The organism is Cystobacter fuscus DSM 2262, assembly GCF_000335475.2.
Lineage (GTDB): Bacteria > Myxococcota > Myxococcia > Myxococcales > Myxococcaceae > Cystobacter > Cystobacter fuscus.
The window spans coordinates 76308-84735 of sequence record NZ_ANAH02000002.1 but is presented as its reverse complement, the minus strand read 5'-3'; the positions used below and the strand labels follow the sequence as shown (position 1 = coordinate 84735).

The 8428-nt window shown below is 68.6% G+C and carries 8 protein-coding genes; 6 read left to right on the top strand and 2 right to left on the bottom strand.

The window, feature by feature from the left end:
- On the bottom strand, positions 1-865 hold an 865-nt coding region (locus tag D187_RS04290), incomplete at its 3' end, for a dihydrodipicolinate synthase family protein (RefSeq protein ID WP_043428348.1).
- A 2-nt stretch (positions 866-867) separates the two neighbouring features.
- Positions 868-1371 (bottom strand): cupin domain-containing protein, encoded by a 504-nt coding sequence (locus D187_RS04285; protein ID WP_002622350.1) that lies wholly within the window; start codon positions 1369-1371, stop codon positions 868-870.
- A 127-nt stretch (positions 1372-1498) separates the two neighbouring features.
- Between D187_RS04285 and pdxR the strand changes: the two genes are divergently transcribed.
- The 6 genes from pdxR (at position 1499) to D187_RS04260 (ending at position 8427) form a co-directional block, all read left to right on the top strand.
- The gene (gene pdxR, locus D187_RS04280) at positions 1499-2965 is read left to right on the top strand and encodes a MocR-like pyridoxine biosynthesis transcription factor PdxR (RefSeq protein WP_002622351.1); all 1467 of its coding nucleotides are present in this window, start codon (positions 1499-1501) and stop codon (positions 2963-2965) included.
- Positions 2966-3167: 202 nt separating this feature from the next.
- Positions 3168-3320, top strand: coding sequence for a hypothetical protein (locus tag D187_RS54670; protein ID WP_155893167.1), 153 nt, complete (start codon positions 3168-3170; stop codon positions 3318-3320).
- Between the two features lie 107 nt (positions 3321-3427).
- The gene (gene ilvB, locus D187_RS04275) at positions 3428-5254 is read left to right on the top strand and encodes a biosynthetic-type acetolactate synthase large subunit (RefSeq protein ID WP_002622352.1); all 1827 of its coding nucleotides are present in this window, start codon (positions 3428-3430) and stop codon (positions 5252-5254) included.
- Positions 5255-5266: 12 nt separating this feature from the next.
- Positions 5267-5806 (top strand): acetolactate synthase small subunit, encoded by a 540-nt coding sequence (gene ilvN / locus D187_RS04270; RefSeq protein ID WP_002622353.1) that lies wholly within the window; start codon positions 5267-5269, stop codon positions 5804-5806.
- An 88-nt stretch (positions 5807-5894) separates the two neighbouring features.
- Positions 5895-6815 carry a branched-chain amino acid transaminase gene (locus D187_RS04265; protein WP_002622354.1) on the top strand — a complete coding sequence of 307 codons (921 nt, stop codon included), beginning with the start codon at positions 5895-5897 and terminating at the stop codon, positions 6813-6815.
- 31 nt (positions 6816-6846) lie between these two features.
- Positions 6847-8427: a 2-isopropylmalate synthase gene (locus D187_RS04260; protein ID WP_002622355.1), complete on the top strand. Its 1581-nt coding sequence runs from the start codon at positions 6847-6849 to the stop codon at positions 8425-8427.
- Position 8428 lies beyond the last annotated feature (1 nt).

Genomic DNA, 8428 nt, shown 5'->3' with positions numbered 1-8428 from the left:
GCCGCAGCACCTCCCGCTCCGTCTCGGGCAGCGGCAGGAGCGGGGCACGCAGTGGGCCCACCCGGGTGCCGCGCAGCTCCAGCCCCGCGGCGATGGTGCGGGGCAGGCCGCCCTTCACGATGAATTGCAGCAGCGGCAACTGTTTCTGGAAGACGCGCCGGGCCGCGGCGAGGTCTCCCTTCTCCACCACCTCATGGAAGAGCCTCAGGTTGAGCTCCGGGATGAGGGCGGGCGCCGCCGTGCACCAGCCTCGCGCTCCGGCGGCGAAGGCGGCCAGGGCGAGCGGGTTGGAGCCGTTGTAGAAGGCCACGTCCTCGCCCACCACCTGACGCAGCCGGTGCATGCGGCCCACGTCGCCAGTGCTCTCCTTCACCATGGTGACGTTGGGAATCTCCAGCAGCCGGGCGAGGAACTCGGGCGTCATGTCCAGCCCCCCCGTGGCCGGGTTGTTGTAGGCCATGATGGGAATGGAGATGGCGCTCGCCACCCGGTCGAAGTGCCGGAGGATTTCCTCCTCGGAGAGCTTCCAGTAGCTCATCGGGATGATCATCACCGCCGCCGCGCCCGCCTTCTCGGCGAAGCGCGCGTGGTGCACGGTGCGCTCTGTGGTGAGGCTCGAGACGCCCACCATGACGGGCACCCGGCCGCGCACGGCCTTCAGGGTGGACTCGGTGACGGCCTCGCGCTCCCCATCATCCAGGTAGGGCAGGCTGCCCGTGCTGCCGAGCGGGGCGATGGCATGGACACCAGAGGCCGTCATCTGCTCGGTGATCAGCCGGAGGGTGTCGAGGTCCACGCCCCCCTCCGCCCGGAAGGGGGTGATGGTGTAGCCGATGATACCGCGCATGGGAACGTTGCGGCTCATGGTCAACCCTCCTCGCCGTTGCGCAGCAGGGACTGGCCCTTCTCACCCACCTCCTCGCGCAGCGCCACGCCGCCCATGTTCTGCAGCATGGGAGCGTTCTCGCAGGCGAGGTAGCGCGCACGGCCCGTCGGGTGCGTGTTGACGTGGTTGTGCCACGCCCACACGGGGATGTAGACGGCGTCACCCTGCTTCCAGGGGACGCGCTTGCCCTGGATCTCGGAGTACCCCTCCCCCTCCAGCACGTAGAGGATGGTCTCGTAGGTGTGGCGGTGCTTGTTGGAGGACTGGCCGGGCTCCAGCCAACCAATCGTCATGCTGATGGCATGCGAGGGCAGGTCCACGAAGAAGACGGGGTGCTTGCGCTCCTTCGAGTAGCCCTCGTTGCGGCCGGCATCCTCGACATTCGGGTGGGCCAGCCGCTCCGGCATGACGACGCGCGGGCGGGGCGGCGTCTTGTCGAAGTCGGCGGACTCGTACTTCTTCTTCGTTTCAGCGGTCTGGTTCATGGCGTCTCCCAAGGGCCCGCCGCGGTTGTGTCCGGAGGAGTTGCTCTCCGGGTGGCGGGCACGGGCAGAACATAAGAAAACGACCGGCACCCCAGAAAGTGCCGGTTCGTTGAAGTAGACTAGGCCGGTGCTCCGCTCCTGGAAGATGAACCTCGAGGTCGACCCTGCTTCCGACGTCCCCCTCTTCGTGCAGCTCGCGCGCGCCATCGTGCGCGACATCGAGCGAGGGCGCCTGTCACCAGGGGACGCGCTGCCAGGCACGCGCGCCATGGCGCAGCGGCTCGGCATCCACCGCAACACCGTGGATGCGGCCTACCGCGAGCTCATCCAGCAGGGATGGGCCTCGGCGGAGCCCTCGCGCGGCACCTTCGTCTCCACCACCCTGCCGGTGAAGACGCCCAAGGGGTTCGGCAGCGCACCGAGGCAGCGGATGCCACGGCAGCCCGCCTTCTCACTCGAGGCGCCACGAGGGGCATGGGAGGAAGTGACGGCATCCGCCGCGCGGGGGGTGCTGATCTTCAATGACGGGACCCCGGACGTGCGACTCGCCCCCTCCCTTGCCCTGGCACGCGCCTTCCGCCGGGTCCTCACGGGACGCGCCCGGACGACGCTCGGGGCGGGGGATGCGCGCGGCGAGCCACTGCTGCGCGGCTCGCTGGCCCGCATGCTGAGTGAGACGCGCGGCCTGGCCGCGGGCGAGGACGATGTGCTCGTCACCCGTGGCAGTCAGATGGCCCTCTTCCTCGTGGCCCAGGCCCTGGTGCGCCCCGGGGACGTCGTCGCGGTGGATGCGCTCGGCTATCGGCCCGCCTGGGACGCGCTGAGGCTCGCCGGCGCCCGGTTGGTGGGGCTCCCGGTGGATGGCGAGGGCGTGCGAGTGGACGCCCTGCGGACGCTGCTCGCCCAGGGGCCCGTGCGAGCTGTCTTCGTCACCCCGCACCACCAGTACCCCACCACCGTCACGCTCACCGCCGCGCGCCGGGTGGAGCTGCTGCGCCTGGCCGCGGAGTCCGGGGTGGCCGTCGTCGAGGACGATTACGACCACGAGTACCACTACGAGGGCCGCCCCGTGCTTCCCCTGGCGAGCGCGGACCGCTCGGGGAGCGTCGTCTACGTGGGCTCGCTCTCCAAGCTCATGGCTCCGGGGTTGCGCCTCGGCTACGTCGTCGCGCCCGCTCCGGTGGTGCGGCAACTGGCCGCCCTGCGCGCGGTGGTGGACCGCCAGGGGGATGCCCCCCTCGAGCGCGCCGTGGCCGAGTTGCTGGAGGAGGGAGAGCTGCAACGCCATGCCCGGCGCGCACGCCGTGAGTACCTCGCGCGCCGGGACGCGCTCGCGGAGGCCCTGCGCACGGCCCTGAAGGACCAGGTGGACTTCGAGGTGCCGGCTGGCGGGCTGGCCCTGTGGGTGCGCATCCGGGACGGGGGCGACGCGGGCGGGTGGGCCGAGCGGGCGCGTGCGGAGGGGGTGCACGTGACGGCCGGCCATTCCTTCGCGCTGGAGGGCCAGGGGCCGGAGGCGTTCCGCCTGGGCTTCGCCTCGCTCAACCCCATGGAGCTGCGCGAGGCGGTGCGCCGACTCGCACGTGCCCGCTGACAGCGTCAGCTGAAAGCGTCAGCTGAAAGCGTCAGCTGGGTGGCGTTCGACGGGCCGTGGGCAGGTTTTTCGATTGAGAAATCAAAGGTCATCCCACGGGGATGAATGTGACGGGCACTCGACTGACTCTCTTTCTTCTCTTTTTGATTTGCCTTTGGTAGCCGATTGGGTGCATGCTCGCGGACCTCTGACTGAACGAACCATGACGAACGCCCTCTCCACCCTCGAGCTGACCCTCCGCCCGGCGACGAACCGTGGCGTGCGTTCGCTCGTCGTGGAGGTGCTCGTAGTCGTCCTGGTAGCCGTGCTGCTGCTTGCGCTGCTTCTCGCGCAGGGGGCCGGGCCACCGTTCTGACACTGGAGAGCATCCAGGCCTGAACGAGAAGCCCCGCCCCCGGAAACGGAGGCGGGGCTTCTCGTTTTTCGGCGTCCTCAACCCTCGTGGTTCGCAGTGGAGACGCAATGACGACAGCTGGCACAAGCCCCAAGAGAGAGCAGGCGCCCACGGGGCAAGGTGATTCCCCGGGTGGCGCCGCTCCGGAATACGCCAGGAGCACGGCCAAGAAAACCGGAGCCGAAATCGTCTGGGATGTCCTCGCCAGCGAGGGAGTCGACGTCGTCTTTGGCTACCCGGGCGGGGCCATCATGCCCATCTACAATGCCTTGCATCAGCGTCCGATCCGCCACGTTCTCGTGCGCCATGAGCAGGGGGCGGCACACATGGCGGATGGTTATGCGCGCGCCTCGGGGAAGGTCGGTGTGTGTCTGGCCACCTCGGGTCCGGGGGCCACCAATCTGGTGACGGGAATCGCCACCGCGATGCTGGATTCCTCTCCCCTCGTCTGTATTACCGGACAGGTCTCCTCCTCGCTGTTGGGCAGTGACGCCTTCCAGGAGCTCGACATCACCGGAGTCACCCTCCCCATCACCAAGCACAATTATCTGGTGACGCGAGCCGAGGACATCGCGCCCACCCTCCGGGAAGCCTTCTTCATCGCGCGCTCGGGCCGTCCCGGGCCCGTGCTCGTGGACATCACCAAGGATGCGCAGCAGGCCAGCGCCGCCATCGAGTCCCGGCCACGGCCCGTGCGGCTGCCCGGCCATCGCCCCGCGCACCACCCGTCAGCGGAGGACCTGACTCGCGCCGCCGAGCTCATCGCCGCGGCCGAGCGGCCGCTCATCTTCGCCGGTCACGGCATCATCAAGGCCGAGGCCTCGGCGCAGCTGATGGAGCTGGTGGAGAAGACGGGCATTCCGGTGGCCAGCACGCTGCTCGGCCTGGGCGGCTTTCCGGCGACGCACCGGCTCAGCCTCGGGATGATGGGCATGCACGGGGAGGCCTGGGTCAACACCGCCATCCAGGAGTCCGATCTCCTGATTGCCCTGGGCATGCGCTTCGACGACCGGGTGACCGGCAACCTGAAGACGTATGCGCGCAAGGCGCGGAAGATCCACGTGGAGATCGATCCCTCCGAGCTCAACAAGAATGTCCAGGTGGACGTCGCGCTGGCGGGGGAGTTGCGCCGGACGCTCACGGACCTGATTCCCCGCATCGCGCAGCGCACCTGCACCCCCTGGGTGCAGCACATCCAAGCCCTGAAGAGCAGCTCGGCGGCGCGAGACATCCAGTACATGCCTCACAACGGCAGGCTCCACGCGGCTCACGTCATCCATGATCTGTGGTGGCTGACCCGGGGCAAGGCCCTCATGGTCACCGACGTGGGTCAGCATCAGATGTGGGAGGCCCAGTACTACCGGCATGAGCGCCCGCGGCAACTCATCACCTCCGGGGGGTTGGGGACCATGGGCTTCGCCCTGCCCGCCGCGATGGGCGCACGCCTCGCCCAGCCAGGCGAGGAGGTCTGGGTGGTGGTGGGCGACGGTGGCTTCCAGATGTCGGCGGCCGAGCTGTCGACCTGTGCCCAGGAAGGCATCAAGCTCCACGTGGCCATCATCAACAATGGCTATCTCGGCATGGTGCGGCAGTTGCAGCAGTTCTTCTATGAGAACCGCTACACCGCCACCCCCTTGCTCAACCCGGACTTCGTGAAGCTCGCCGAGGCACACGGATTGAGCGGCCTGCGCGTCACCCGGCGGGAGCAGATTCCGGAGGCGGTGGCCCAGGCGCGGGCCAGTCCATGCACCACCGTCATCGACTTCAGGGTGGAGCAGGAGGACAGCGTCTACCCCATGGTCCCCTCGGGCGCGGACCTCGACGAGATGATCCGCCGCCCCCAGGACGACAGCGAGGTCTGCGCGATCTCTCCGTGGAGCAGCGGGGCCGTCTGAGGAGCCAATGCCATGAGCCCATCCCATCAACGGACCTTCATCGTTCACGTCGAGGATCGCCCGGGCGTCCTCAACCGTGTCATCTCGCTCTTCAGGCGCCGCGCCTACAACATCGACTCGCTCACGGTGGCCCGCACCGAGCGTCCCGCCATCTCGCGCATCACCCTGGTGGTGGTGGTGGATGACCGCGAGGCGCGTCTGCTGGAAGCCAATCTCTACAAGCTCATCAACGTCCTCTACGTGGAGGACGTCACGCACCAGGGCCCGCTGGTTCGCGAGCTGGCCCTCCTCAAGGTGAACGCCACCGAGGAGACCCGCTCACAAGTCCTGCAGGTCTGCGACGTGTTCCGCGCGCGCGCCATCGATGTGACGCCCTCGGCGCTGGTGGTGGAGCTCACCGGAACGCCGGACAAGATCGACGGGCTCATCGAGGTGCTACGCCCCGCCGGAATCATCGAGCTGGTGCGCACCGGCGCCGTCGCGATGGCGAGGGGTGCCCGCTCTCCCCTCGCGGGCGTGCTGGATGCGGCGCCCCCGGAGCAGGCGGCGTAGACGAACCCTGTCCTTGGCAACTCAGTAGCTCCCTCCGCTCCCGAGGCGTGAGGAAGAACCCCTCGTATTACCCAAAGAGGCAGCACGCATGGATTGCAAGCACATCTGGATGAACGGGAAGCTGGTGGCCGCCGCCGAGGCGCAGATGAATTTCCTCACGCCCGCCACGCACTACGGCATGGCGGTGTTCGAGGGCATCCGCTGCTACCGGACGGCGAAGGGGCCCGCGATCTTCCGTCTTCGCGAGCACATCGAGCGGCTCCACAGGTCCGCGACGATCCTCGGCTGGCGTGAGCTGCCCTTCAGCGTGGGACAGCTCATCGAGGCCTGCCAGGAGACGGTCCGGGCCAATGGCCATGAGGAATGCTACATCCGCCCGCTGCTCTACCTCGGTGGCGGAGGGTGGAACCTCAACATCGACAACGGCCAGGCGCACGTGGGCATCGCCGTGTGGTCCTGGAACGCCTACCTCGGCGCGGAGGCCGCGGAGAAGGGCGTGCGCGCCAACGTCTCCTCCTTCACCCGTCACCACCCCAACGTGGTGATGACCAAGTCGAAGGTCGCGGGGAACTACCCCAACTCGGTGCTCGCCAAGACGGAGTCGGTCCGCCTGGGGTTCGACGAGGCGATCATGCTGGACACGCAGGGCATGGTGGCCGAGTGCACCGGCGAGAACATCTTCATCGTCCGGGGCAACCGGGTGATGACGCCGCCCGAGGGGCAGATCCTCGAGGGCATCACCCGGGACACGGTGATGATCCTGGCTCGCGAGATGGGCCTGGAGGTCAGCGCCCAGCCCATCTCTCGCGATCAGCTCTACACGGCCGACGAGGTCTTCGTCACCGGAACGGCCGCCGAGGTCATCGGCCTGCGGGAGATCGACTTCCGCACCATCGGAAGCGGCCGCACCGGCCCCATCACCCAGAAGATTCAACGGGCCTATCACGCGTCCGTGCGTGGCGAGCTGCCTCGCGCCGCGGAGTGGTTGACCTACGTATCCGGCAGGTAGCGGTTCCCCGAACAGGAGAAGAGGCGAACGGATGAGTACGGAGAGCACGAAGGAGCGCGTCATCATCTTCGACACCACCCTGCGCGACGGCGAGCAGTCGCCCGGCGCCAGCATGAACGTGGCGCAGAAGCTACAGGTGGCACTCGCGCTTCGAGACCTCGGGGTGGACATCATCGAGCTTGGATTTCCGGTCGCTTCGCAAGGAGACTTCGAGGCCGTGGCCACCGTGGCCGGGCGGGTCGAGGGCCCCACGCTGTGCGCCCTGGCCCGTGCCAACCGGGAGGACATCGACCGCACGTGGGAAGCCCTTCGCGTGGCCGAGCGCCGGCGCCTCCACGTCTTCCTCGCCACCAGTCCGCTCCACCGCGAGTTCAAGCTGAAGATGAACCAGGCGGAGGTCCTCCAGCGCGCCGTGGAGGCCGTGCGTTACGCGCGCGAGCGCTTCGAGGACGTGCAGTTCTCCGCCGAGGACGCGGTGCGCACCGAGCCCGAGTTCCTCGCCGAGGTGGTGGAGCGCGTCATCGAGGCCGGCGCCACCACGGTCAACATTCCGGACACGGTGGGCTACGCGATGCCCGCCCAGTACGCCTCCCTCATCGCGTACCTGCGGCGCCACGTGCGCGGCATCGAGCGCGTCGTGCTGAGCGTCCACTGCCACAACGACCTCGGGCTGGCGGTGGCCAACAGTCTGGCCGCGGTGGTGGAAGGCGCGCGGCAGGTGGAGTGCACCATCAATGGCATCGGCGAGCGGGCGGGCAACTGCGCCCTGGAGGAGGTGGTGATGGCCCTGCGCACGCGCCATGACTTCTTCGGTGTGCGGACCGGCATCCGCACCGAGCGCCTCTACCCCACCAGCCGGTTGCTCTCCAACGTCACGGGCCTGCAGGTCCAGCGCAACAAGGCGGTGGTGGGGCAGAACGCCTTCGCCCACGAGGCGGGCATCCATCAGCACGGAGTCCTGATGCACCGGGGCACCTACGAGATCATGCGCGCCGAGGACGTGGGGTTCACCGGCAACAGCCTGGTGCTGGGCAAGCACAGCGGCCGCCACGTGCTGCGCCAGCGGGTGAAGGAGCTCGGCTACCAGCTCGACGGTCCGCAGATCGACAAGCTGTTCGAGGAGTTCAAGCGGTTGGCGGATCACAAGAAGGAGGTCTTCGACGCGGACCTGGAGGCACTCCTCCAGGGGTTCATGGGCCCTCGGGAGCAGCCGGCCTGGAAGTTGGAGACGCTCAGCTGTGTGTCCGGGGTGGGGACCGTCCCCTCGGCCACCGTCTGCCTCGAGCACTCCGATGGGCGCCGGGTCCGCGATGCCGCGTGCGGCGATGGGCCCGTGGACGCCGTCTTCAAGGCCGTGGAGCGCATCACCGGCCAGCAGGTCCGCCTGTGCCACTACCAGGTGACGAGCGTCACCGACGGCGAGGATGCCCAGGGGCATGTCGACCTGGAGGTGGAATCCGGCACCCGCCGCTTCCGCGGCCGGGCCGTGAGCACCGACATCATCGTCGCGAGCGCCCGGGCCCTGCTCGAAGCCCTCAACCGGGCGGCCCACGCCACGACCCCCCTCCCCGTCTCCAGCCACGACGTCCCCGCCATGGAAGTGAGCGCGTGAC

Bases quoted from the DNA above. Each gene is read 5' to 3' on its own strand.
- D187_RS04285 (WP_002622350.1), bottom strand. From the start codon at position 1,371: ATGAACCAGACCGCTGAAACGAAGAAGAAGTACGAGTCCGCCGACTTC.
- D187_RS54670 (WP_155893167.1), top strand. From the start codon at position 3,168: ATGACGAACGCCCTCTCCACCCTCGAGCTGACCCTCCGCCCGGCGACG.
- ilvB (WP_002622352.1), top strand. From the start codon at position 3,428: ATGACGACAGCTGGCACAAGCCCCAAGAGAGAGCAGGCGCCCACGGGG.
- ilvN (WP_002622353.1), top strand. From the start codon at position 5,267: ATGAGCCCATCCCATCAACGGACCTTCATCGTTCACGTCGAGGATCGC.
- D187_RS04265 (WP_002622354.1), top strand. From the start codon at position 5,895: ATGGATTGCAAGCACATCTGGATGAACGGGAAGCTGGTGGCCGCCGCC.
- D187_RS04260 (WP_002622355.1), top strand. From the start codon at position 6,847: ATGAGTACGGAGAGCACGAAGGAGCGCGTCATCATCTTCGACACCACC.